Raw genomic sequence first — 22,026 nt, 5'->3', positions numbered from 1 at the left:
TGCTGGTTGCCTACCTCCGCTTGGCCAAGAGCAAACGACCGTTTGTCCCTACGGAATACCTGTTTTAAACTGGGGTTTTTGAACTCGGACTTGGCATCGGAGCGCTGCCTAGAGACAAGATTTAGCTACCCTGAGGGTACTTCAATTAAGTTTTTGCGTATTTATTCAGGCTGGTGCTGCTATGAGTGCGTCTAACCCAGGTCCAAACCCGGCGACAGAGCTGGCTAAAGAGCGCAATCGTGCCGCCGAAGAGCGCACTCTGATGGCCTGGATTCGTACCTCCCTGGCGCTAATTGGGTTTGGGTTTGGTATTGAGCGTATTGTTGCCGCTATTCACCAAACCCTGGGAGATACCGTTAATCCTTTGCGCCTGTCTCGCATTTTGGGGCTGTCGTTTGTGGCTTTGGGTACGTTTGCCCTGTTGAGTGCCGCTCTCGACCACAACTATCAGCTACAGCGCATTCAGCGCAACGATTTGGTCTATCGATCGCGGCGTTCTCCAGCCCTGGTCGTGGCCTATATTCTTACGGGGCTAGGGGCGATCGCCTTTATCGGCATTTTGATCAGCCCTTTAGTTTCCTAAGCGGCAGAGTGAAGGTAGCTCAGGCCTAGGCATATCATCGACTCTGGCCAATATTCTCAAGACACCAGCGCTACCACGCCTGAGCCCAAAAACCGGGTTGGGGGCCGTAACGATCAGCTCCTGAGCCATCAGTGGCTAGTTGATAGCAACCCCAGCATTCTCTAGGCTGATTTAGCCTCTGCAAGGTCAAGGGATGACATCGCTCAACTCCATCGAATTATCTAGAATCGAACCAAAATCTAATTTTCTTTGAGCAGAATAAACTGCTAAATTGACTCTGGTTGGTTGATGTCAGCATGTAACAACCCTGGAGGTTAAGTTTACAAAGCAAAGCTTCTCTTCACTACTTTTTAAGCTGAGAGTTAGTCTCTGCAGAGGTTTTAGATCTTGTATCAACCCTTGCTAATAAAGGTTAAATGATTCAGGAGACCCGCCGTGATCCATAGGCTGGAGTCTAGGATGATGGGGAAATTAAAAAACCAGGCGTCACATGGACTCTATCCAAACCCAAGTCATTCTTTTGACAAACAAGATTGACGCCCTGCATCACATGATTGATCAGGTTAACGATCAGGTTTCTGCGCTAATTGCCACCCAGGCCTGTGCCATTACACCCGACGATGCTGGGTCTGGGCGTTTTGCCTACGGCAAGTCTTCTCGACACAATCCTGGCCTGCTAGACAGCGTTTGCGAACACAAAGACGTTTTGCTAGACAGCAGCTATTTAGACCTAGACCGCCAGAATACAGAGACTACCTTTTCCCAAGACGTTCAGATTCAGCGGCTGACTGCACAGCTCACCGCAGCCTACAATCGGATTGCGGCTTTAGAAGAACAGCTGTTGGCCACTCGGGTCCATTAAGCTGACGCAGTAGCTCCGTGAATGAAGCTGGTGCAAGAGCTGCACCAGGGCTGATTGCTCTATCGCTGGCGGCCGCTACGGTTAAAGCCCGGCTACTCACAGCGCTTGTCAGTGTTTTTGTCACAATAAATCTGGCTCTGGGTTAACCTCTGAACCGACACGTTTTTAGGTAGTAAACGTTTGGTCCGCGCTGATGGCGCACGAGGGGCCCGGCCTATGGGCTTGTCCTTTAATCTTGAATATAAGGCTCACCTGCTGACAGGGCTGCTTCGGCCCGTACAAACTCGCGTCCCAAGTAGGCCGCATGGTCTAGATAGGTAATGGGGCAGGGCAGGGCAGGGTCTTCAAAAATGGCAATGCAGAGTTCTTTGGCGGTGCGACCGCTGTAGGTGTGGGTGGGTACCCGTTCTACGGTGCCTCGTACGGGTAGAGGCTTACCCGTAACTGGATCGCAGGCCAGCCCTTTGTCGTTAATGATGTTGGCAAAGTGTTTGGCGCAGATCAGCCCCTGCTCTACATCCAAATAAATTAAAAAGTAGCCGCCGGGGTCCAGCTCGATGTAGCGCTTCGAGAGCTGGTCATCAAGAGCCTGGCGCTGGGCTTTATCAATGGGCTGAGTGCTAGAGGGTAGAGTCATCGCGGGATGGCGCAGCGATCGCGGCCTGTACAGGGTCAAGACTCTCTATGGTAGCGCGTTGGGCTATCTGGCCAACGCTTTCCCGGCACGCGACTAGGCTCAGAGGCGGCTGGTCAAACTGTAGACCGCTTGGGGAACAGCCTTACCCTTGAGTGCCAACGATCCCAAAAACCGGCAGTCGTAGGTTGACTCAGCAGCAAGGGCTTGATAGGTCGCTACATCTAGCAGAATCTGGTTGTGGGTGGCGCGGCTCATCAGGCGGGCGGCGGTGTTAACCGTATCGCCCAGCACGTTAAACTCCCGCCGTCCACGGGGTTCACCAATTTCAGCGGCAAACACCTGGCCGTAGGTCAGCCCCATGCGACAGGTAATTGGCAAAGCCTGGCCTTGGCGAGTGGGGAGGCACAACCTATCCACCAGATCGCGAATCGCCAGCAGGGTTTCGGCCGCCCGCTGGGGGGCGTCGGTCTCAGGGCTGAGCACGCCAAAATGAATCAGCATGTCTGCGCCGATGGAGTGGTAGGTCACCTTTTGCAAAATGCCGCGCCGCCGTTCGACGGCCCCGTTGATCAGGGCAAAGGCGTGGGAAAAGCAGCTAACAATGCCGTCGGTATCGTCGGGGTAGTCGGCGTCTACCGCCTCGGGCAGACCAATCAGGTTGACAAAGGCTACCGCCGCCGTCGGAAACGCGGGCGGAATGCGGCGGGCGGCAGCAGTGTTGACCAGCAGCTGCAGTACCGATCGCGGCAGGTAGCTGGCCAGTGGCTCAAGGGTTTGCAGGCTGGCCTCAATTTCCTGTATTAGGCCGGGCACGCTGCGGTCAAACAACACCGAGCTAGCCGCCCGACGACGGTTTAGGGTCAGGTCGTATTCGCCCAGGGTTTTAGTGCTGAGGTCGTCTACCACCAGGCTGCCGCCAGCTAGGTTAGGCTCCAGATGCAGGAGTGAGTTGACCCGCAGGCGATCGCACCCTGCCTGACTCAGGCAGACCCGGCCCACTACCCCGGCTGCTTCGGTTTGCTTAGCCGCCAGCACCGTTTGACCCAGCAGCACGTGGGCGCGGCGCATGGGGGTGCCAATATTGGCCGCTACAAACGGCCCTGGGTGAATGCCCAGCCGCATTTGCAGCGACAGCGAGCCTTGGGCGGTCTCAAGGTTGTCAAACTGGGCCATGGCTCGCTGCATCCGCAGCCCAGCGTAGATAGCCTGGGTCATTTCTGCATCGCCATCAGACTGGTACGCCTCGTGGCGAAACTGCACCAGCATGGCATCGCCGGTAAACTCCAGCAGATTGCCGCCAGCCTTACTGACCAGCTCTACCATCTGGGCAAAGTAGTTGTTGATGATGGTCAATAGCGCCTCGGCCCCTGCTTGCCCGGCGGCGGCATTGGCCGCAAACAGGGGAGTAAACCCAGCTAAATCGGTGAACAACAGGCTGCCCTGACACCAGCGGTGGTGCACCTGCGATCGGGTAGGGGGCCGCTGGGATACATCGCGCGGCACGTAGTCAATCAGCACGTGCTGCAGCGTGCGCAGGTGGTCAAATACCTTGCCTAGGGTCTGGGCCGAAGGGTCAACCCACAGCGCTGCGTAGAGATCAGCGGGTGCCAGCTCTCGCAGGCTGCGCTCGATGCTTTTTAGTTCTGCGCTTTCCAGTTCTGCCACTGCCCCTGTCCGTTCCTTGCCCTGCCGTCGCTGCGTTTAGGGTTCCCACAGTTAGAGGGCGATGGCCCTACTGGGCCAATCTAGCCCCGCTGGGGCGGTAACGCCAACGGCTATTGCGCTGGCTAGGGCAGCTTGAGGGGTAGTTCGGCATTTATAGCGTCAATGTCTTGCTGCTCTAGCTCGTTGACCTCAGTAATGTAGCGATTTAGCAGCTTTGCCAACCGCGCGTCGTAGAACCGATGCAGGCTGTAGTTGCCCAGGGCCGGAAACCCGCGCCGTTTTTTGTGGCGACCCCCAGCCCCCGGATCAAACGAGGTAATGCCGTGGTTGATCGCCCACTCGATCGGCGCGTAGTAGCAGGCGTTAAAGTGCAGATTGTTGAAATCCATGGTGGACCCCCAGTAGCGACCGTAGAGGCGATCGCCCTTGGTGAGGCAAAACGACATACCAACGGGGTCGCTGTCGTCTTCGCCGTAGGCCGCAAAAAACACCATGCGGTGGCGGTAGTCGTGGTGCAGCAGCGCAAAGAACTTGCGGCTCAAATACTTACTGCCCCACCAGCCAAACTTGTCGCAGGTGTCGGCGTAAAAGTCGTACATCTGATTGCACAACGGCTTGCTAATGGCGTCACCCGCAATGGCTTCTAAGCGCAGGCCCGCTGTCTCCATTGACTTGCGTTCGCGCTTGATGTTGCGGCGCTGGTTGGCGTTAAAAATGCTCAGATAGTCGTCAAAGTCTTGAAAACCCTGGTTCTGCCACACATAGCTGTGGTGCAGCCATTCTGAGAAACCCAGCTGGGTCATGGTAGCCCGCCACTGGGGGTCGACGTAGAGAAAGTGGCAGCCAGAGATACTGTTGCGATCGCAAAAGTCGTCAATCACCTCGACCATGGCTCGGGTGATCATCGCTTCATCGGCATCGGGGGCAATTAAAAATCGGTAGCCCTCGGCGGGGGTAAAGGGCGACATGCCCAACAGTTTTGGGTAATACTCTACCCCCAGCCGCTCGGCCAGATCGGCCCACTGGTGGTCAAACACAAACTCGCCCCGGCTGTGCCCCTTCAGGTACATGGGGGCAGCCCCCACGAGAGTCTTGCCCTGCCAGAGAACGAGGTGACAGGGCAGCCAGCCCGCATTGGCCCCCACGCTGTGCGATCGCTCCATGTTGTGCAGCCAGCTCCACTCCAAAAAGGGTGTGGCCAGGGGCAGAGCCAGCTCATCCCACACCGCTTCGGGCACCTCTTCAATAGAACGCAGCCAGGTGGCGGTCAGCGACGGCACAGCGGGGTAGCCCATGGGTGGTTAGCCGGTAGGAGACGGTTGGTTATTCTCCAGGGTAAAGGAATTTGCGGTTCTATGCAGGGGCAGCACCCGGTAGTGCAAAAACACCTCATCGCCCACGGTACGGTGCGAAACCAGCCTGAGTCGGGGGGCGAGATCCGCCAAAAAACCGGCCCCCTCCACCGGCGTCGGAGCCGTTGTGCCGCCCAAAATCAGGGGACAAACGGTGATCCAAATATCGTGTATGCAATGGCAGCGCAGCAGGTCTGCAGCCAGCCCCCCGCCCCCCAGTAGCGCCAGGGAGCTGATTCCAGCCTGCTTGAACTGGGCTAAGACCCATTTCCAGTCCCAGGGATGAGTCTTGTCTGCGGGGATTGTCCAAATGTGCTGAAACTGATTTACCTCCCAGCCTTGGGCTCCCGCCGCTGTCGTGACTAAGCCCCTGGGCACCGCCTGTCGAAAGAAACGCATCTCAGGGTTGAGGTTTCCCGAGGGCGACCAGACAATCTGAACCGGCTGCTCGGGCTGTCCTCGCTGCCGTCGCTGGGCCAAAAGCTCGGCGTTGCGCACGCTGAGGGTGGTGCCGTAGGCCCGCAGGGTGCCGCCGCCAAACAGCACACCATCCGCCGCCGCCACCTGTGCTTCTAGGTGGGTCAAATCGGCGGCGGATGAAAACCTTGCCGCCCCCCGCTGAACATCGGCAATTTTGCCGTCCAAGCTCATGGCCAGCACCAGGGTCGTGTGGGGGATGGCGGGGTTAGACTCGGGGGCGATCGCCAAGGCTACAGGTACGCTACAGGTCGGGGAGAATTTCTCTAGTTTGCTGATGGTCTACTAGGGGCTGGCTGTCGCCGAGATCCCAGCTGCGGTGGCAAACCCAGTCTTGATTAGGCGATCGCTGGTAAAACCGCATTTCCCACTGGGTGGGCGTCTGGCAGTCGATGGCGGCTTCGGCCTGGGCCACAATGGCATCAATTTGCTTTTGGTCAACGCCGCTGGCCAGCGCCATACCCAACTCATGTTGAATGCGGAGGGGCATTTTGCGGGTGGGCGACTTAACCGTGCAGGCAAAGTTAACCATCACCTGCTTCAGCCAGGGAGCCGTAATCGCCATACCGCAGCCGTCGGGCTTGGTCACGACTCCGTCCATCGTTACCACCGGGGAAGGGCGCGATTTTAGCCCCCGGTTAAAGGCGCGATCGAGACTTTGGGTGTAGACGGGGGCTGCGCTGCCCTGCTCTTCAAATCCTTCAATTAGCGTAAAGCCAGGCTCAGAGCCGCTAGCGCCCTTGCCTCCGGAGGCATCACCACTCTGGTCCAGAAACCGCTTGATCTGCTCGGCCAGGGTCCCGGTCGGGCAGACGTAAATAGCAAACTTGGTCATGGCATTCCCAGAGAAACAACGGGCTAGGAAGTATGGTATTGAGCCTGCTCTAGCCCACTGGGTATGTGCAGACGCTAGGGATAGAGGCAGGCCAACGACTGTACCTCTACATAGCAGCTTAGGCTATAACTGGCTAGATGCTGTTAATAGAGCGTTATTGTTTACTTAAAAGTTGGCCGTAGAGGGCTCCACTCTACCGGCTGTGCCCGTCGAAAGCGTTGTCAATGTAGTCTTGCAGCACCAGGTAGCGGCGATCGTCTAACCTCATCTGGCGAGCCGAATTGGCTGAGGTTAACGGTGTCCCGCCTGCCTGATGCCGACAGGCTACCAGGGCCACGTCAAAGCGGCAGGCAGCCTCGGCCCACTGGGGATGCTGGAGCAGGTAAAGCTGGGCGGCCTTCCACAACTTGGCCTGCTTGCTGCGGGTAATCGCCATCAGGCCGTAGGCGTCCCAGTTGCCCTGGCTGCGAGTTTTGACTTCCACAAAGGCCAGCTGGCCGTCGCGACTGGCAGGACCTTTGGCCACAATCAAATCGAGTTCGCCCCAGCGGCAGTGCCATTGGCGATCGCACTGTCGCCAGCCTTGGGTTTGCAGCCAGTTAGCCACCAAAGTTTCACCCAGGGTGCCCAGTTCGGTTTTGCTCAGTTCGGCGGTCATGGATAGCTCCGGCAGGTGGCTACCCTTAGCCTGCCCAAACGGGGGCGATCGCCTATGACCCTCGAGCTATGAAACGCTCAAATCAAAGTTAACGGTAGTTGGTAAACTGCACCGCCACCGGCCAGTCTTCCTGCTTAACCAACTGCATCGCCTGCTGAAGATCGTCCTTAGACTTACCCGTCACCCGCACCGCATCGCCCTGGATGGCGGCGGTCACCTTCTTGAGGTTGTCGCGAATCAGCTTGGTAACCTGCTTAGCCATCTCCTGCTCAATGCCCTTCTTGAGGGTCACGACCTGGCGAACGCGAGTGCCGCTGGCGGCTTCCACCTCGCCGTACTCAAAAATTTTCAGAGAGAGATTGCGCTTAGCTGCCTTTTGGTGCAGTAAATCTTTCACCGCGTCCAGGGTCATGTCGCTGGCGGTCTCAATGGTGATGGTGCTGTCGCTCAGCTCAAGGGTGGTCTTGGTGTCCTTGAGGTCGTAGCGGCCGGTCACGTCTCGTCGGGTTTGGTCGAGGGCGTTAACCAACTCCTGGCGATCGAAATCGCTGACGATATCAAAGGAATAGCTAGAAGCCATAGGACAATGTTGGATACCTGCGCACCAACAGACTACATCAAGGCCGACCGACAGCTCAAGAAGTAGAGGGTAAAGGTGCTCAGATTGGCGACGGCAAACATCAGCGATCGCCCGATCGGCAGGTTGAAAATGTAGGCCGCTGGGTACAGGGTACGGGCGATCAGGTAGGCGATCGCGGCCCCTAAGGCCAAGTCCGACTGCTGCTGGGTAACGTAGGCCATCAGCGCCGCCGGAGCATACAGAATGATCGACTCGAAGGCATTCTCATGGGCCCAGGTAGCGCGCTGGGCGTAGGGGGGCAGCTTGGGCAACATGGCCCGCGGTGCCGCCTGGTCATAGCCCACCTGAAAGCGACCGTAGCCCACCACCAAAAAAGGTAGATACACCAGCAGCGCCGCTAGCCCAATGCTGACCAGCAAAAAGCCCGGCATAGTAAAAAGAAATGCCATGAGAACCCTATTCTAACAACACGTTATGGTGCGAGATGCGCTTTAAGGTATTCCAGCTAAACCTGTCTGAGGGTTCGCTGCGATCGACCCAAAAGGCTGGATTCGCGTCCATGGTCAGGACGTTTTTCTAAACGGACTACGTCTAGTCGAAGTAGAACAGCGTTACAATCTTGCGCTGATCTTCAGCATCCTGACAGGTTTTGAGCAGCGTGTGGCTGTCGTGAAAGGCAAAGCAGACCAGCTGCTGGCAGCGAGAAATAATTTCCTGGTTACACAGGGAGCTAGCATCGGCGAGAGACATAGCGTCGTTGGCCGGGTTCTCAACCAGGTGCATGACCTGCTCTAGCTGGTCGCGCGACTCGCGGGGCTGGCGGGCCAGGCTCTGGGGCAAAATTACCGTGAGCAGATTGGGGTCTGCCTGCATCGCCCCTTTAATGGCGGCGGCGTTGGTGCCGGTGGCCCCGGAGGTAATGATGCGGTTGCCCCCTAGGGCCAGGGCGTAGGTCATCAGCTCAATCAGCTGCTGGTGAGTGATAGGCACATGGCGCGACCCCAAAATGGCCACCCGCTTAGACCCCGACTGTTGAATAGCCGCGAGTTCCTGCAAAAACGTGTCGACTTTAGCGGAATCGACCGACGACGCTTCAATGGACTGACTCAAAGGCTGCACCGAATGCGAGAATAACGCGCTAATTGTATCAGAAGGCGAGGGTAAGGCTACAGAGGCAGCCAGTCTGGCTTAGCTAGCGGACACGGGCAGCTTCAGATCGAGCAGCTGCAGCAGCCGTTCCATATCGAAGTGAGTGGCGATCAGGTCTTGAATGCACCGCACCTTAACGGGCTCGTGCAGCCGCACCTGGCCAAACAGTTCATCAATGCGCTCTACCGTAGAGAGGGTGTCAGAGTCGACTGAGACGATGGGCACCTCCAGGTCGGAGGCGCGCTCCAAAATCTCTGGGGTCGGGGGAATTTGACCCGTTAGCACCAGGCACTGGGTAGAGGTTTCTAGGGCGGCAAACTGAATGTCGGTGCGATCGCCCCCGGTTACCACCGCCATATTGGTCGCTTTGCGGAAATACCGCAGCGCCGAATTGACGTTCATCGCCCCAATGGTCAGGGTTTCGACCATCAAGTCGAGGCGGTTAGGGCAGCAGAGCACCTCAGCATTGAGGCGAGCCACAATCTCGCGCACCGTAACGCTGCGCATAATCGGCGATCGCGGCAGCAGCGCCAGCACCGGAATGCCCTGGCTTTCTAAAAAGGGACGGGCCAACTCGGCACAGGCCTCGGCGGCATCGGTAGGAATGTCATTGACAATTACCCCAATCAGGCGTGCCCCCAGTTGGGCTTTGGCCGCCAGCAGGCGATCGACCAGCAGCAGCGAGTCGTAGCGGGTAATCAGCAGCACCGCCGCATCAATATCCGCTGCAATGTGGGCCACAGACAGGCTTAGCAGTGTGCCTTCGGTCAGGTTGCCAGGCCCTTCTAGCAGCAGCAGGTCTTCGCCTCGATGTTCGGTGTAGCCCTGCAGGCTGTAGTGGGTTGGGGCTTGGCGATCGAGCGCTAGGCGATCGGCGACCGCCGCCTCGGTCAGCGAAATGGAGGGTGGATAAAACCGCGCTGCTGACAGCTGCAGGGTTTCAACAATAAAGTCCAGATCGGGGTCGGCTTCATTGCCGCCGATAGAGCTGCCCATGGGTTTGCCAAAGCCAATATCGAGGCCCGCAGCCTGAAGTTGAAGCCCAACGCCCAGTAACACCGCCGACTTGCCGCTGTAGGCCTCGGTTGAACCAATCACTAAACGTTTTGCTGAACTGGGCTTTGCTAAACTGGGCACGCTGCAACTCCTCCGTGGGGGCAATGCACTGCTCTCTGACTGCCGGGCGTTGTTGCCGTACAGCAGCCCAGCGCCACATTAATCCAACGATGTGACGCCAGTAGGCACAGTACCACACTCATTCTGCCACTTTAGCGGATGTCAGCGTTAGGCCTCGGCAAAACCCTTTAGCCCAGATAGAAATGGGCAGCCTAATCGTCGAGCCGAAGCAGTTTTCGGTAAAATCCCTGGGAAAAATCGGCTGAGCGCTTTTGCCGCAGAGCCACAATAACGTCAAACAGAAAGTCAACAAATTCAAAGGTTGCCATGGTGATTTCGTAGCTCAGATCGCTATCACCATCAAACTGCATACGACAGCGGGTCAAATCGGCGGGCAGCACCGAGACATTCCAGGTGGCGACAAAGGCGATGCTGTTGCCCCCCTCAATCTGGCGCTCCCCCTCCAGGTTGCCCTGCTTATAGAGAGAAATGGCGTAGGGCAGCGCATTGCGTTTGCTGCCCTGGTAGTAGGGCATGTAAACGCTGATATCTTGTTTACCTGCGGGCTGAATTGCCTCAAACGTCATACTCATGGGTCTGGCCTTAGGTCGAGTTCTAACCAACGATCATGCCGGCGTTCATCGGGTTTAGCTGCTTAGGATACTAGATACCCACTCTGCCTGGTTAACCGATGATTCTTTACACACAGCTAGCATTCCCTAGGATGGTGCTGGGTGTATCACCAATATTTTCCTGCAAAATCGGGGATGATAGACCTGGGCCAGGGGCACGCTTAGAGTAGGGTATTCTCTCCGGGCACGGCAACCTGGCCGTTGCCGTTTTGTTGTGCTTCACTACCTGAGTTCATGGCTGATATTCCTGAACGCTTTGCCGCCGGACGCTTTTTTACGCCCCTTGACGAGTTAGAGATCGAAGATTTTCCAGGCTTTTCTGGTCGTCGATCGAAGGCTGCCCTAACTCTAAGTCTGTTGTGGGGGGCCACCATTGTGCTGCACCTGGTGTCCTGGGGCACCTGGCTGGTGCTAGGGTTGACGGCGATTTTGAGCACCCATGCCCTACGCATTTTGCTCACTCGGCCCGTGCTGTCGCCAGCCCCACTGCCCCCAGTCGATTACTCCAGCGCTCACCCCACCGCTGAGATCGATGCCTGGCAGGCTTGGCCCTACGTATCGTTGCTGGTGGCCGCCAAAAACGAGGAAGCCGTCATTGAACCGCTGGTCGCTGCCCTGTGCCAGCTTGACTATCCCGCCTGCCGCTATGAGGTGTGGATTATTGACGACAACAGTACCGATGGCACGGCCCGCCGCCTGCAGACCCTCCGCGATCGCTATCCCCAACTGCGGGTGCTGCGCCGCAGTGCCGGGGCTAGCGGCGGCAAGTCAGGGGCGCTCAATCAGGTGTGGCCCGACACCAAAGGTGACATCATTGGTGTTTTTGACGCCGATGCCCGAGTCCCTAGAGATCTGCTGCGCCACATTGTGCCGATGTTTGATCAGCCTGCTGTAGGGGCGGTGCAGATGCAAAAGGCCGTCGTCAACCGAGCCAAAAACCTCTGGACGCGGGGGCAGCAGGCCGAGATGGCGCTCGACAGCTACTTTCAGCAGCAGCGGATTAGCCTGGGCGGCATTGGTGAACTGCGGGGCAACGGCCAGTTTGTGCGGCGAGCCGCCCTGGCCCAGTGCGGTGGCTGGAACGAAGAAACCATTACCGACGACCTCGACTTAACTCTGCGCTTACACTTTGGCGGCTGGGAGATTCAGTTTTTGCTGCACCCTGCGGTGGGCGAAGAAGGGGTCGAGCAGCCCTTAGGTCTGTGGCACCAGCGCAACCGCTGGGCCGAGGGGGGCTACCAGCGCTACCTCGACTACTGGCGGCTGATTGCTCAGCACCGACTGGCTCCGGCCAAAACCTTCGATATGGCCGCCTTCTGGATGATTCAGTACGGGTTGCCTACGGTGGCTTTGCCTGACTTTGTGATGGCGCTACTGCGGCACCGGCTGCCGCTGTTTTTGCCGGTCTCCAGCCTGGCGCTGACGCTGTCGATGGTAGGGATGTTTTGCGGGCTGCGGCGCACTCGGCAGCAGTCGGTATGGGTGAGCGGCCTGCAAACCCTATGGGGCAATCTTTACATGCTGCACTGGCTGCTGGTGATTGCTACGATGACGATGCGGTTATCGGTGCGGCCCAAGCGGCTGCGCTGGGTCAAAACCACTCACTTGGGCAGTGAAGACGATATTCAAGCTGATCTGTCCTAAGCTAGTTTTTTCAGGAGTATTCTGCGATCGCACGCTATGCCCTGGTTCGTTAAAATTGAGAAAGGCGTTGTTAACAAAGCTACCTTTGACCAGTTTGTGCCCGCCCACGTGGCCTATGTCAAAGACCTGATTGCCCAGGGCCACGCTGCTAAAAGTGGCTACTGGGCAGAATTTGGGGGTGGTATGCTGTTGTTTCGGGCCAGTTCATTAGACGAAGCCCGCGCCATCGTAGCCGCCGACCCGCTGATTAAAAACCACTGCGTCGAGTATGAGCTGCATGAATGGCGGGTGGTGGTGGAGTAGGAGGATAAAGCTGTGGCCGATTCTAGCGACGGGTACAAGATAGTTAGCGACAACCGCCAGGCTCGCCACGAGTACGAAATTCTAGAAACCTACGAAGCTGGCCTAGAGTTGATGGGGTCGGAAGTCAAATCGATTCGCCAGGGCAAGGTCAACCTGCGCGACGGCTACGCCTCGATTAAAGATGGAGAGCTATGGCTGCACAACGTGCACATTTCTCCCTACACCATGACCAACAAGGCCTACAACCACGATGCTAAGCGCACGCGCAAGCTCCTGCTGCACCGCGATGAAATTCGCAAGCTGATCGGCAAAGTTGAGCAAAAAGGACTGACCCTGGTGCCGCTCAAACTCTATCTACAGCGGGGCTGGGTCAAGGCCACCATTGCTCTAGCCAAGGGCAAAAAACTCCACGATAAGCGCGAAAGCCTCAAGCGCAAGCAGGAAGGTCGCGAAACCGCACGGGCTCTGAGTGGACGGGATTAAACAGGTTTTTACGGCTTGCCATCTGGGAAAAGACGAGGAATGACCTGGGCCAGCGGGTGTTATTCAATACTCACGCCACCGAAGGTTTCAGCTTTTTTCCCGATGCGGGCTGGAGCCGCTTTTTCGAGCTGTCGGGCCTGCTGGCGGTGTTGCTGAAAATGGCTGAGCCACGCTTCTGGGGCATTCATGGTTTCGCCGCCGTGCTTGGTCAGTCGCTTGCGCACCTGGCACAGCACCGGAGTGTTGACGCAGGCCCCCGACACAATCACCTGGCCTTTGGTTAGGGAGGGCAACTCTTTGAGGAGGTCACGCCCGGCGGCTTCAACGCCGTACTTGAGGCTGTCCTGGTCAACAGGGTTGACAATGCGCATGAGAAACTGGCTCATACACTGGCTGAGCACGTCGGAGTCGAGCTTGCCGGGGCGCTGAGTAATTAGGCCGACCCCCATGCCAAACTTGCGGCCCTCGCTGAGAATCGTGCGCAAAATTTGCTTGCAGCGAGCTGGGTCGTTGGCAGGTGCAAAGCGGTGAGCCTCCTCGATTACAATGAACACCGGGTAGGGCAGGTAGTTTTCGTCTTCGGCGGTAATCTTGTCTTTAGCGGTGTTCATGCGGGCCTGGTAGCTCTGGCGCAGCACGGCTGCACAGATTACCTGCTGCTCCTCCTGGCTAATTTCGTTCATTTGGAGAACTGTCACCCTACCAGGCGCAAAAAGATCTTTAGGAGCCAGGTGTTCCATACGATGGAAATACTCTGAGCGCTCCAGCTTGCTCAGTTTCCACTCTAGAGCTGGAGCAGAGGATCCAGTTTTTTCGTTGCCTTCGTCGTCGGTAGTACGGTCTGACTCATAACAGGCCGCAATGAGATCCTGTGCGTCCCAACGCTGATTACTAAATTTATGTTTTCCTAAAAGACTAAAAGCCTTGTTGAGAATGGCCTGCTGGCGATCGCTCATATCGGGCAGCAACGTCAGTATGTCGTAGTAGTCCAGCGACGACATGCGAATGCGGATTTGATCCGGGGTCAAGATTTTCACTTCTGGACTGTAACCATCATCAGCGGCAAAGCTGGGATGTCCGAGCATGTCCGTGAGGGTACCGTACTCACCGTGAGGGTCAAAGATCAGCACCGCCGCCCGGTTGTAAGGGCGAAGCAGTTCCTCAATCAATACCCCCGCCGTGTAGCTTTTACCGGAGCCAGTGCCCGCCAAAATTGCCATGTGGGTGCTGACCAGTTCTTTCACATCCAGCGTCACGGGCACTCGATTGCCGGGGCGCAGCAGCAGCGAACCGATATGAGCCGAGCCAACTTCTTCCTGCTGCTTTTTGTTGATAATTTGGCGCAGGCTGTCGTCGTCAGCCAGGGTCACCTTAGCGCCGGGGTTGGGGGCAATGCGGGGGTTCATAAACCCCAAAGCGGGGTGAAAGTGGCCCACCACATCGACGGTGACTTCATAAATTTCGGGGTTGGGGTGGGCGAAGCCGACTAGGGCTGCGATCGCCTCCGGGTCGATGTCGGGGTCGGCAAAAATGCGATCCGGCAGGTGGTCAATCAGGCGGCGGTCAGAAATCTTGCCTAAAATTTGGGCGTTGGGAATATCGGTCAAATCAACGGTGTAGTACACAAATTCGCCGATTTTGACCTGGTTGTTATTGGCGGTAATAAACACGTACTGATTGCCGTTTTCCCCCGGTCCTTTAACGGTGCCGATAACTGGAGACGTTGACGTCTTTGGTGACCGTGCCATAGAAACCCCGCTAGAGAACCTGCTGCCAGTTTAGCTAGAGAACGCGCTCTGGTTCAGACTTCATTAATACTAATGTCCTGTTGGTAATTAAGGTAGGGGCTGCGTTGTTCGTTTGTAAAGAATACATAAGGCAACTTTAATCTGAGTCGACGCGGACACGGAGATTGCGGATCTTTAATGTGATGACGGCAGAAAAATTGGCGAATTCACGGATACTGCCTGGTGGAGGAGTAGATAGGCTAAGGATAGTCGGAGGCGAGGTCAGGGAAGCCTAGCCTCGCCCCCGGCTCAGGAGGTCAGGAACCCGTTGTTCGATGGTTGCCCATGGCATCTGAAAATTCCCCCGTATTGTTCCAGGTCCGCCCCTACGAGGGGAGCGCGCCTACCTCATCCAATCTTGCCGACGGGCGGGAGACATGGCCCCTGATTCACGCTCTGGCGGCCACTTTGAACGATCCCAACCCCCTGCCCGCCCTAGCTGAAGTATTGGGTAGCCATTTGGGGGCTGGAGCCTGTCTCTTGCTCTGCCACTACCCCAGTACCAACGACTTGATCTATACCTGCTGGCACCAGGGCGCGGCTCCGACCAGTCGCTGCCTGGGCACCGCTGAGGCCGGGTCGCCGCTAGACTGGCAGCGTCGAGTGGCCCTGGGGTTAATTCAGCAGACGGTTGAGCCAGCGATCGGAGGCGATCGCCTGCGATGGCAGCAGGGCCTGGCGGCTCTACTGCGCGAGGAGAACGGCCCCCCCGCCTGGCTGCGAGCCGTTGCCGCCTGCACCGCAATCGCCGTAGATGGCTCAGGGTCACAGGGGGCAATGCTGCTGCTGGGGCCTAACGGATTAGCAATTGAGCCAACGGTGCAGGCAAACCTGGCCAGCCTGGGGGCGATCGCCTTTCATCAGCACTATTTGCAGGGGCAGGCGGTGCGCCATAGCGAGCAGCTGCGCTACCTCAACTATCTCAAAGAAGACTTTCTCAGCACCCTCAACCACGAGCTGCGCACGCCTCTCACCAGCATGATGCTGGCCATTCGCATGCTGCGCCGCCCCGACCTCACGCCCGAGCGGGCCGCCATGTACCTGGATATTTTGGAGCAGCAGTGCAGCCGCGAAATAAATCTGGTGAACGATCTGCTGATGCTGCAAACGCTGGAGTCTAAAGCGTCGGCCGCCGCTCATCAAGCCACTGATCTGGGGCAACTCCTCACCGAACTGGCCGAGCAGTCTCAAGCAAAACTTCAGCAGGCCCAGTTAGCTCTAGATTTGCAGCTGCCGTCTGAGCCTGTTGTGCTGTCTACAGACCCACAACAACTGAGCAAAGTGCTGGGCGAACTGTTGGACAACGCCTCCAAATACTCGGCTCCGCAAACGACTGTCACCCTCTCACTCTCAGATGCTCGGCCTCAAAATGGGCGGGTAGCCCTGCAAATGAGCAACCTGGGGGTGGCCATTGAGGCGGACGATTTGCCCCACGTATTTGACAAGTTTCGGCGGGGACACAGCGCCACCAAAGACGGCATTGCAGGCACTGGCACTGGACTGGCACTGGTGCGTGGGCTAGTAGAGCAGCTTAAGGGCACTATAAAGGTGTCGAGCCAGCCCAGCGCATCCCAGCTCTGGCAGACCTGCTTTACCCTCGAGTTCTAGCGCCATGACAAATTTACGCCAAATTTGTTGGGCCCTGAGTCGAGCCAAAATTTACGAGGGCAACACCGCATCAGCAAAATTTGCTGGTATTCTGGGCACAGGCGTGGTGGCCTGGCCAAACTACACCGTTATCGGCTGGTTTTAACCCATGACTGCGAACGTTCCTGACACCACTAACCTTGAAGCGCTATCTCTGGGCGCTGTCGATGCCGCTGTAGCAGATATAGAGTCTGGAGCAGCTGGGCTAGACCTGGGGCCGGATTTTGGCACCCCTGCTGCCGGGGTGACGATTCAGACTGAGAAGCTGGAAGGTCAGCAGCGACGCATTCTCGCCGTCACCGATATTCCCTTTACCGCTGAACAGGTGTGGCAAGTACTGACTGACTACGACAACCTGTCGAGCTTTATTCCCAACCTGTCTTTGAGCCAGCGGCTCAACCACCCGGAGGGCGGGATTCGGCTAGAGCAAATTGGCTCTCAGTGTTTTCTCAACATCAAGTTTTGCGCCCGCGTTGTACTTGATATGGTCGAAGCCTTTCCCAAAGAGCTGCGCTTCTCGATGGTAGAAGGCGACTTTCGGCAGTTTGAGGGGCGCTGGACGCTGGAGCCTGTGGTGGACGCCCAGAAGAAAGTTGTTCGCCTGGGCTATGACCTGACAATTCGACCGCCCCGCGCTATGCCGGTGGCGCTGATCGAGCGCCATATTCGCCACGACCTGACTCGTAATTTGAAAGCCATCAGCGATCGCACCGCTGTTGTCTTTGGTACTTAACTGCAGGCTTGCTGCCCGAGCCTGAATGGTCTGGGCTACTTCTGCGATGCCAAACTATAGCGATAGAAGAAGGGACGTTGCTGAATTAAGGCATGAACTTGGGTGAGGGCAAACGGCCGTTTGCCCCTACAAGAGGCGTTTATTTTTTGGTTTATACCTGTATTCAGCAAACCCGAAGATTGGGCGCTCTAGGACGAGGGCGGCTCTTTCCAGGCATGCCATTTTAACCGCTCGGGGTCGCGCCCGCCCTCGGCATAGTAGACCGCCATACGAATGACGTAGAGGTAATTTTTGCTGGTTTTGTGGCGCTCCCGCTCATTGGCCTCAACCAAGTGCTGAAAGAGATCTTCGGCAGCTTTACCCACTAGGTCGCGCTGAGACCAGATGCCCAAGCGGGCAAAGTCGCGAGCAAAGGTTTTGCCAATGCCGGGAATATCGGTGAGGTCAGACGTCATGGCTGTGCCAGGGGCTCCAGCCGCTCGGCAATAACAGCGTAGAAGGGGTCACCGCCGGGCATACCCAGCATTTGCAGAATGGCGGGAACGCTGGGGGTATGGGTCACGACCTCGGGGGTGCTAAAACCTGGCACCGAGCCAAAGTAGCTCTTGACCAGGTTGACCCGTCGAGTTTCGCTGCCGTCGCGCCAGGCGGCGATCGCTTTCTGATAAAACATCCGGTTTGAGAAGCTGACAATGGCAATGCCACCTGGTTTGAGAATGCGATAAATTTCGCCAAACACCGCCTCGGGCTGCTGTAGGTACTGCACCGACACCGTGTTCAGCACCGCGTCGAAGGATTGATCGTCTAGCGGCAGCTTTGGGTTTTCGTTCAGGTTTTGTACAAAGTAGTGGTCGAGGCGAGGGTTTTTGGCCAGTTCTTCGCTGTTCATGCCGTGGCCCTCGACCCACTTAAAGGCTAGTTCTTTGGGCAAGTGGGACACCCAGCTGCTCATCATGTCGAAAATGCGGCTGTTGGGCGTCAGGCGATCGCGGTACAGCTCAGTAAGCTGCTGAATGAAGCCGTCGTCTACGTGGGTGACAAAGCGGGGCGCATCGTAGAAGGCGGTGTCGCTAGATTCGTCGAGTTTGGTGCGTTGGTCGGGCGGAAGCAGCATAGCGAGACAGGCTAAGGGGCTTCTCTAAGTGTAAATAAACATTAAGTCAGAGGCTAGGCAACGCTCCTTAGAGCGATCGCCCCCGTTTTAGGGCGTGTCATCCATTTTCGCTCCAATCCTGATCCCATTAGCGGTGCTACGCCCGACCCAAAAAACAAGCTAGGGGCTATAACCGCTGATTCTGAGTCATCAGCAGTTAATTGATGGACAGCCCTTAAGGCTCGCCCCGCATCACTGGGGGTTGCCAATCGCTAAAGCCTTCCAGGTGGCCCCAGTAGGCGCGGAAGCCAACGAACGCCCAGATTAGCGCCGCCACCAGCAGCACCACGGCCCCTACGGTGCGCCAGGTTTTGTTGGTGCGTAGGTAGACCAGGGTGGGGGCGGCTAATACCCCGCCCAGCCCAGTCAAAATAAACCCCAACCCGGCCACCAGCGGCTGTTGAGTTTGACCCAGATTGATAATGCGGGCTCCGACGACAATGGCCGTGAGGCCCGCAAAGAAGGCGTAAACCGTCAGCGAGAGTAGATCCCACCCCTGGGCAATGGCGATCGCTGCCGCCACGTACAGCCCGCCAAACAGCAGCGTGGTTTCGCCGAAGGAAATATTGAAGCTGCCGGGGATGGGCCAGGTCAGTACCATGTGCAGGCCGGTGACCAGGGCGATCGCCCCCACTAGCCCAAAGCCTGGTATCCACCGCTTCAGGTTGGCCCCATCTAGCCCCCGGTAGACAAAATCGGCTAGCAACACCAGCCCGGCCACCATATTGATCAGCATGAGAGAGATGTAGTCAACAAACATGGGGGCAGGTTAAACGCAACGTTTTATATCCTATCGGTCGAGGGGGCAAGGGTACAGAGGGCGCGATCGCTTGCCCAGATCCTCGCAACCAGGCTAAAGGTAATCAAACATTGACACATTGCTGACACAAACGTGATGGCGAATACTAATTTGTCCACGCCCAGTTGCTAGAAACTAATAACTCGTTCTCGTACACGATTCCTCACAGTCTGCGGCGCTGAAGAGTGGGTGCCTCAGAAATAGGGATATAAACTGCTTCTAAAAAACCTGAGAGTAGGCATTTAGGGTTCCGATTCAGTTGGCCAGGAGGGCAATCTTGGCCAGCCGAGTAATTGGTTCCAGAGGTGCAGCTAGGCGGTAACAGTAACCTCTTCAGCCTAGTTCACGGAGGGACAAAAGCCCGGGAGGAACGGCGCAATTCTATAGGAATTGACGTTCTATTCCTGGGCTTTTTAGTATCTGCCGCTCGATAACTATGACTCTAGGCCAGGAGCCTCAACGATATGGAACATAGTGTGTTTTCCTACGGCATCATTGCCTTTTTGCTCGGTACGCTGGGCATTGGCGTATGGGCCTCTCAACAGATTAAGGGCGATAGCGTGAATTTTTTGGTGGCAGGTCGCGGGCTGGCCTTGCCCCTAGCTGCTGCTACGCTGATGGCGCAGTCGGTTGACTCCAATGCCACCCTGGGCAATACCGATCTTTCCTCAGCCTTTGGATTTTGGGCGGGGGCAGCGCTGCCCATTGGGCTTTCGGTTTGTCTACTGCTTACAGGGCTATTTTTGGCCAAGCCCATGAACCGCATGGGGCTGATCACGATTCCTGATTTTTATCGGGTTAAGTACGGCCGCGCGGTGGAGGTAATTGCCGCCTGCATTATGTCGGTGAGCTTTTCGTTCTTGCTGGCGGGCAATTTGGTGGCTGGCGGCTATATGTTTGAGAATTTTTTGGGCACCAGCTATGGGGGCGGCATTACGCTGCTGGCGGCGCTGGTGTTTGCCTACACGGTGTCGGGCGGGCTGTTTGCGGTGGCCTATACCGATTTTATTCAGGTGTTGATTGCCCTGGTAGGGGCCTGGGCACTACTGCTATTTGTGGTGGTCAACTTTGGTATTACTATTGACCCCGGCATGGGGCCAGGGGCGTTAGACCAACTCTCTGCCGTGAGTTCTGGGGCGGCAGTTAACTGGGCTAGCATAATTGCCCTGGGCTTTGGCAACATGGTAGCGATCGACTTCATGGCCCGTATTTTTGCCGCTGAAAGCCCCGAAACGGCTCAGAGAGCCTGCTTTATTGCCTCTGCTGGCACGTTGATTATCGGCATTCCGTTCTCGATTGTTGCGTTGGGGGCCAACAGCGTTCTCAGCCAGGCGGGTATAGTGCCCGATGGCCCGGTGCTGTTTGCCATGCTCCAAGGAGTGGTGCCGCCGCTGCTGGGTCTGCTGGTGCTGGCGGCGATTTTGTCAGCCTCGTTATCTACCGCTGACGGCGCAATTTTAGGAACCTCGTCGGTGCTAGCCCATAATGTGATGGGCATTCGCCACGCTACGGCTCACGGGGCGGGGGGCGATCGCCTGCTATTGATTACTCGCCTGATGGCGATCGTGATTACGGTGCTGGGGGTGGTGCTGGGCCTGAAGGTGCCCCAGACGGGGGTGCTGCTGCTGCTGGCCTTTGACATGAGCTTTGCAGGTCTGGTGGTGCCACTGATTGGTGGCCTGTTTTGGCCTAAAGCGACGCGGCAGGGGGCGCTGGCCTGTATTGGGGTGGGGTCGCTGTCGCGCCTGCTGATGTTTACGCTGATGCCGACAATGTTTGGGGTCGACAATACGCTGCTGTACTTTCCCAACGGTCTGTTTACCGCCGATTTTGACGGCTTCCCCACGCTGATTAGCCCGCTGCTGGGCCTGGTGGCCTTTGTGGTGGTGTCGCTGCTGACCTACAAACCGCTCAGCGCTGATCGACAGCGGACTGAGGTGCTGGAGGAAGTGCGATCGCTGTAGGGTAAGCTGCTGGTCTAAGTGACCGGCCTGTAGCCATGCCCCTCTTCGGTTTCATAAGCTGACCTGGGGGGGGGCACCAATAGGTACAATTTCACTCAATCTTAAAAGCCCCCTGCTGTTATGGAGGGGGCTTTAACCGTAAGGATTCCTTCTGGCTGCTGACTCTGTGGAATATTCTGTTACAGAGCCGCTACGGCCTCAGCCTCAGCTCGGATCTGATCAATCAAGTCTTTCAGTCCGTAGGGGTTGACTCGGTAGCTGAGGGGGTGGGCAATTAGCCGGGCGGTGCTGTGGTAGAGCACCTCTAGCTCCATCAGATTGTTTTCCTTTAAGGTTTTGCCGGTGGAGACTAGGTCGACGATCGCCTCCGACATGCCGGTAATTGGCCCTAGCTCCACCGAGCCGTAGAGGGGCACAATTTCTACGGGCAAGTCTAAGCTCTCAAAATAGTCGCGGGCGCAGTTGACATATTTAGAAGCTACCCGACTGTGGGCGGGCAGATCGAGCGCCGAGCGGTAGGGGCTGCTGGTCTTCACCGCCACCGACAGACGGCAGCCGCCAAAGCCCAGGTCGGCCAGGTGAGCTACGGAAGGCTTTTTTTCGCGTAGCACGTCGTAGCCGACCATGCCCAACTGGGCCTGGCCGTATTCCACATACACCGGCACATCCTGAGCTCGCACCAGCAACCCTTTGGCCCGACCGGTGGGGTCGGTAATTTGCAGCTGGCGGTTGGCGCTGTCTTGAAACAGGCTAAAGTCGAGGCCCACAGCCTGAAGTAGGCGAATGCTGTCGTTGAGCATGCCGCCCTTGGGCAGCGCAATGGTGAGCATGGGATTCTCCCTGAGCAATATTTGAATGGGTAAGGAATCGCTAGCTGGTGGGCATCGCCCACCCTACGGCAGTTCAATATTTTCGCAATCTACGGCGGTTTGAGTCAGCGCCAAGCCTGGTCAAAGGACTTTGGCTC

General features: G+C 57.1%; 25 protein-coding genes. 9 read left to right on the top strand and 16 right to left on the bottom strand.

Annotated elements, in window-relative coordinates:
* Positions 1–181: 181 nt before the first annotated feature.
* Both IQ265_RS08135 and IQ265_RS08130 read left to right on the top strand, forming a co-directional pair.
* Complete coding sequence (locus tag IQ265_RS08135; RefSeq protein WP_194052282.1) at positions 182–583, top strand: DUF202 domain-containing protein; 402 nt, start codon at positions 182–184, stop codon at positions 581–583.
* A gap of 490 nt (positions 584–1,073) precedes the next feature.
* On the top strand, positions 1,074–1,445 hold the full coding sequence (locus tag IQ265_RS08130; RefSeq protein ID WP_194052280.1) for a hypothetical protein: 372 nt from the start codon (positions 1,074–1,076) through the stop codon (positions 1,443–1,445).
* A gap of 229 nt (positions 1,446–1,674) precedes the next feature.
* Here IQ265_RS08130 and IQ265_RS08125 read toward each other — a convergent pair whose 3' ends face one another.
* The 11 genes from IQ265_RS08125 to ebsA all read right to left on the bottom strand — a co-directional run bounded on the left by IQ265_RS08125 (position 1,675) and on the right by ebsA (position 10,501).
* Positions 1,675–2,082, bottom strand: coding sequence for a DUF4346 domain-containing protein (locus IQ265_RS08125; RefSeq protein ID WP_194052636.1), 408 nt, complete (start codon positions 2,080–2,082; stop codon positions 1,675–1,677).
* Positions 2,083–2,181: 99 nt separating this feature from the next.
* The gene (locus tag IQ265_RS08120) at positions 2,182–3,747 is read right to left on the bottom strand and encodes an adenylate/guanylate cyclase domain-containing protein (RefSeq protein ID WP_347404930.1); all 1,566 of its coding nucleotides are present in this window, start codon (positions 3,745–3,747) and stop codon (positions 2,182–2,184) included.
* Positions 3,748–3,869: 122 nt separating this feature from the next.
* Positions 3,870–5,042, bottom strand: coding sequence for a GNAT family N-acetyltransferase (locus IQ265_RS08115; protein ID WP_194052279.1), 1,173 nt, complete (start codon positions 5,040–5,042; stop codon positions 3,870–3,872).
* A gap of 6 nt (positions 5,043–5,048) precedes the next feature.
* Positions 5,049–5,807 (bottom strand): RibD family protein, encoded by a 759-nt coding sequence (locus tag IQ265_RS08110; RefSeq protein ID WP_228037703.1) that lies wholly within the window; start codon positions 5,805–5,807, stop codon positions 5,049–5,051.
* Positions 5,808–5,820: 13 nt separating this feature from the next.
* Positions 5,821–6,411, bottom strand: coding sequence for a hypothetical protein (locus IQ265_RS08105; RefSeq protein ID WP_194052277.1), 591 nt, complete (start codon positions 6,409–6,411; stop codon positions 5,821–5,823).
* Positions 6,412–6,604: 193 nt separating this feature from the next.
* Positions 6,605–7,069: a YraN family protein gene (locus tag IQ265_RS08100; protein WP_194052275.1), complete on the bottom strand. Its 465-nt coding sequence runs from the start codon at positions 7,067–7,069 to the stop codon at positions 6,605–6,607.
* 88 nt (positions 7,070–7,157) lie between these two features.
* Positions 7,158–7,649 (bottom strand): YajQ family cyclic di-GMP-binding protein, encoded by a 492-nt coding sequence (locus tag IQ265_RS08095; protein WP_194052274.1) that lies wholly within the window; start codon positions 7,647–7,649, stop codon positions 7,158–7,160.
* A gap of 32 nt (positions 7,650–7,681) precedes the next feature.
* Entirely contained in the window at positions 7,682–8,098 is a 417-nt protein-coding gene (locus tag IQ265_RS08090) for an MAPEG family protein (protein ID WP_228037702.1), read from the bottom strand.
* 142 nt (positions 8,099–8,240) lie between these two features.
* Complete coding sequence (locus IQ265_RS08085) at positions 8,241–8,768, bottom strand: DNA recombination-mediator protein A (protein ID WP_194052273.1); 528 nt, start codon at positions 8,766–8,768, stop codon at positions 8,241–8,243.
* A 69-nt stretch (positions 8,769–8,837) separates the two neighbouring features.
* Positions 8,838–9,935: a phosphotransacetylase family protein gene (locus tag IQ265_RS08080; protein WP_347404929.1), complete on the bottom strand. Its 1,098-nt coding sequence runs from the start codon at positions 9,933–9,935 to the stop codon at positions 8,838–8,840.
* A 191-nt stretch (positions 9,936–10,126) separates the two neighbouring features.
* Positions 10,127–10,501, bottom strand: a complete 375-nt coding sequence (gene ebsA / locus IQ265_RS08075; RefSeq protein WP_194052629.1) for a type IV pilus biogenesis protein EbsA — start codon at positions 10,499–10,501, stop codon at positions 10,127–10,129.
* 279 nt (positions 10,502–10,780) lie between these two features.
* On the opposite strand from ebsA, the gene IQ265_RS08070 reads away from it, so the two are divergent.
* The 3 genes from IQ265_RS08070 to smpB are packed head-to-tail and all read left to right on the top strand — an operon-like array spanning position 10,781 to position 12,976.
* Entirely contained in the window at positions 10,781–12,190 is a 1,410-nt protein-coding gene (locus tag IQ265_RS08070; RefSeq protein ID WP_194052272.1) for a glycosyltransferase family 2 protein, read from the top strand.
* A 36-nt stretch (positions 12,191–12,226) separates the two neighbouring features.
* Positions 12,227–12,493 (top strand): YciI family protein, encoded by a 267-nt coding sequence (locus IQ265_RS08065; RefSeq protein WP_194052271.1) that lies wholly within the window; start codon positions 12,227–12,229, stop codon positions 12,491–12,493.
* 12 nt (positions 12,494–12,505) lie between these two features.
* Complete coding sequence (smpB, locus tag IQ265_RS08060) at positions 12,506–12,976, top strand: SsrA-binding protein SmpB (protein ID WP_194052270.1); 471 nt, start codon at positions 12,506–12,508, stop codon at positions 12,974–12,976.
* A gap of 59 nt (positions 12,977–13,035) precedes the next feature.
* Here smpB and IQ265_RS08055 read toward each other — a convergent pair whose 3' ends face one another.
* Positions 13,036–14,724, bottom strand: coding sequence for an ATP-binding protein (locus IQ265_RS08055; protein WP_194052269.1), 1,689 nt, complete (start codon positions 14,722–14,724; stop codon positions 13,036–13,038).
* Positions 14,725–15,048: 324 nt separating this feature from the next.
* On the opposite strand from IQ265_RS08055, the gene IQ265_RS08050 reads away from it, so the two are divergent.
* From IQ265_RS08050 to IQ265_RS08040, 3 genes are read left to right on the top strand one after another with little or no spacing between them, the layout of a single operon-like run.
* The gene (locus IQ265_RS08050) at positions 15,049–16,371 is read left to right on the top strand and encodes a HAMP domain-containing sensor histidine kinase (protein WP_194052267.1); all 1,323 of its coding nucleotides are present in this window, start codon (positions 15,049–15,051) and stop codon (positions 16,369–16,371) included.
* A 4-nt stretch (positions 16,372–16,375) separates the two neighbouring features.
* Positions 16,376–16,516 (top strand): hypothetical protein, encoded by a 141-nt coding sequence (locus IQ265_RS08045; RefSeq protein WP_194052265.1) that lies wholly within the window; start codon positions 16,376–16,378, stop codon positions 16,514–16,516.
* Between the two features lie 3 nt (positions 16,517–16,519).
* Complete coding sequence (locus tag IQ265_RS08040) at positions 16,520–17,143, top strand: SRPBCC family protein (RefSeq protein ID WP_194052263.1); 624 nt, start codon at positions 16,520–16,522, stop codon at positions 17,141–17,143.
* 188 nt (positions 17,144–17,331) lie between these two features.
* Here IQ265_RS08040 and IQ265_RS08035 read toward each other — a convergent pair whose 3' ends face one another.
* The 3 genes from IQ265_RS08035 to IQ265_RS08025 form a co-directional block, all read right to left on the bottom strand.
* On the bottom strand, positions 17,332–17,598 hold the full coding sequence (locus IQ265_RS08035; protein WP_194052261.1) for a helix-hairpin-helix domain-containing protein: 267 nt from the start codon (positions 17,596–17,598) through the stop codon (positions 17,332–17,334).
* On the bottom strand, positions 17,595–18,257 hold the full coding sequence (locus tag IQ265_RS08030) for a class I SAM-dependent methyltransferase (protein ID WP_194052259.1): 663 nt from the start codon (positions 18,255–18,257) through the stop codon (positions 17,595–17,597). Before IQ265_RS08030 ends, IQ265_RS08035 begins: the two co-directional genes overlap by 4 nt.
* A gap of 214 nt (positions 18,258–18,471) precedes the next feature.
* Positions 18,472–19,056, bottom strand: coding sequence for a DUF981 domain-containing protein (locus IQ265_RS08025; RefSeq protein WP_194052257.1), 585 nt, complete (start codon positions 19,054–19,056; stop codon positions 18,472–18,474).
* A gap of 503 nt (positions 19,057–19,559) precedes the next feature.
* Between IQ265_RS08025 and IQ265_RS08020 the strand changes: the two genes are divergently transcribed.
* Complete coding sequence (locus tag IQ265_RS08020) at positions 19,560–21,059, top strand: sodium:solute symporter family protein (RefSeq protein WP_194052255.1); 1,500 nt, start codon at positions 19,560–19,562, stop codon at positions 21,057–21,059.
* Positions 21,060–21,238: 179 nt separating this feature from the next.
* Here IQ265_RS08020 and hisG read toward each other — a convergent pair whose 3' ends face one another.
* Positions 21,239–21,889: an ATP phosphoribosyltransferase gene (gene hisG, locus IQ265_RS08015; RefSeq protein ID WP_194052253.1), complete on the bottom strand. Its 651-nt coding sequence runs from the start codon at positions 21,887–21,889 to the stop codon at positions 21,239–21,241.
* Positions 21,890–22,026 lie beyond the last annotated feature (137 nt).

The sequence above is a fragment of the Nodosilinea sp. LEGE 06152 genome, from assembly GCF_015207525.1.
Classification (GTDB): Bacteria; Cyanobacteriota; Cyanobacteriia; order Phormidesmidales; family Phormidesmidaceae; genus Nodosilinea.
This window is presented reverse-complemented; position numbering and strand designations above follow the sequence as displayed.

What these genes read in the sequence shown, in the direction of transcription:
- IQ265_RS08095 (WP_194052274.1), bottom strand. Translation starts at nt 7,649, where the DNA reads ATGGCTTCTAGCTATTCCTTTGATATCGTCAGCGATTTCGATCGCCAG.
- IQ265_RS08105 (WP_194052277.1), bottom strand. Translation starts at nt 6,411, where the DNA reads ATGACCAAGTTTGCTATTTACGTCTGCCCGACCGGGACCCTGGCCGAG.
- IQ265_RS08040 (WP_194052263.1), top strand. Translation starts at nt 16,520, where the DNA reads ATGACTGCGAACGTTCCTGACACCACTAACCTTGAAGCGCTATCTCTG.
- IQ265_RS08135 (WP_194052282.1), top strand. Translation starts at nt 182, where the DNA reads ATGAGTGCGTCTAACCCAGGTCCAAACCCGGCGACAGAGCTGGCTAAA.
- IQ265_RS08050 (WP_194052267.1), top strand. Translation starts at nt 15,049, where the DNA reads ATGGCATCTGAAAATTCCCCCGTATTGTTCCAGGTCCGCCCCTACGAG.
- IQ265_RS08130 (WP_194052280.1), top strand. Translation starts at nt 1,074, where the DNA reads ATGGACTCTATCCAAACCCAAGTCATTCTTTTGACAAACAAGATTGAC.
- IQ265_RS08125 (WP_194052636.1), bottom strand. Translation starts at nt 2,082, where the DNA reads ATGACTCTACCCTCTAGCACTCAGCCCATTGATAAAGCCCAGCGCCAG.
- hisG (WP_194052253.1), bottom strand. Translation starts at nt 21,889, where the DNA reads ATGCTCACCATTGCGCTGCCCAAGGGCGGCATGCTCAACGACAGCATT.
- IQ265_RS08025 (WP_194052257.1), bottom strand. Translation starts at nt 19,056, where the DNA reads ATGTTTGTTGACTACATCTCTCTCATGCTGATCAATATGGTGGCCGGG.
- IQ265_RS08035 (WP_194052261.1), bottom strand. Translation starts at nt 17,598, where the DNA reads ATGACGTCTGACCTCACCGATATTCCCGGCATTGGCAAAACCTTTGCT.
- IQ265_RS08070 (WP_194052272.1), top strand. Translation starts at nt 10,781, where the DNA reads ATGGCTGATATTCCTGAACGCTTTGCCGCCGGACGCTTTTTTACGCCC.
- IQ265_RS08045 (WP_194052265.1), top strand. Translation starts at nt 16,376, where the DNA reads ATGACAAATTTACGCCAAATTTGTTGGGCCCTGAGTCGAGCCAAAATT.
- IQ265_RS08055 (WP_194052269.1), bottom strand. Translation starts at nt 14,724, where the DNA reads ATGGCACGGTCACCAAAGACGTCAACGTCTCCAGTTATCGGCACCGTT.
- IQ265_RS08100 (WP_194052275.1), bottom strand. Translation starts at nt 7,069, where the DNA reads ATGACCGCCGAACTGAGCAAAACCGAACTGGGCACCCTGGGTGAAACT.
- IQ265_RS08065 (WP_194052271.1), top strand. Translation starts at nt 12,227, where the DNA reads ATGCCCTGGTTCGTTAAAATTGAGAAAGGCGTTGTTAACAAAGCTACC.
- IQ265_RS08090 (WP_228037702.1), bottom strand. Translation starts at nt 8,098, where the DNA reads ATGGCATTTCTTTTTACTATGCCGGGCTTTTTGCTGGTCAGCATTGGG.
- IQ265_RS08020 (WP_194052255.1), top strand. Translation starts at nt 19,560, where the DNA reads ATGGAACATAGTGTGTTTTCCTACGGCATCATTGCCTTTTTGCTCGGT.
- ebsA (WP_194052629.1), bottom strand. Translation starts at nt 10,501, where the DNA reads ATGACGTTTGAGGCAATTCAGCCCGCAGGTAAACAAGATATCAGCGTT.
- IQ265_RS08115 (WP_194052279.1), bottom strand. Translation starts at nt 5,042, where the DNA reads ATGGGCTACCCCGCTGTGCCGTCGCTGACCGCCACCTGGCTGCGTTCT.
- IQ265_RS08030 (WP_194052259.1), bottom strand. Translation starts at nt 18,257, where the DNA reads ATGCTGCTTCCGCCCGACCAACGCACCAAACTCGACGAATCTAGCGAC.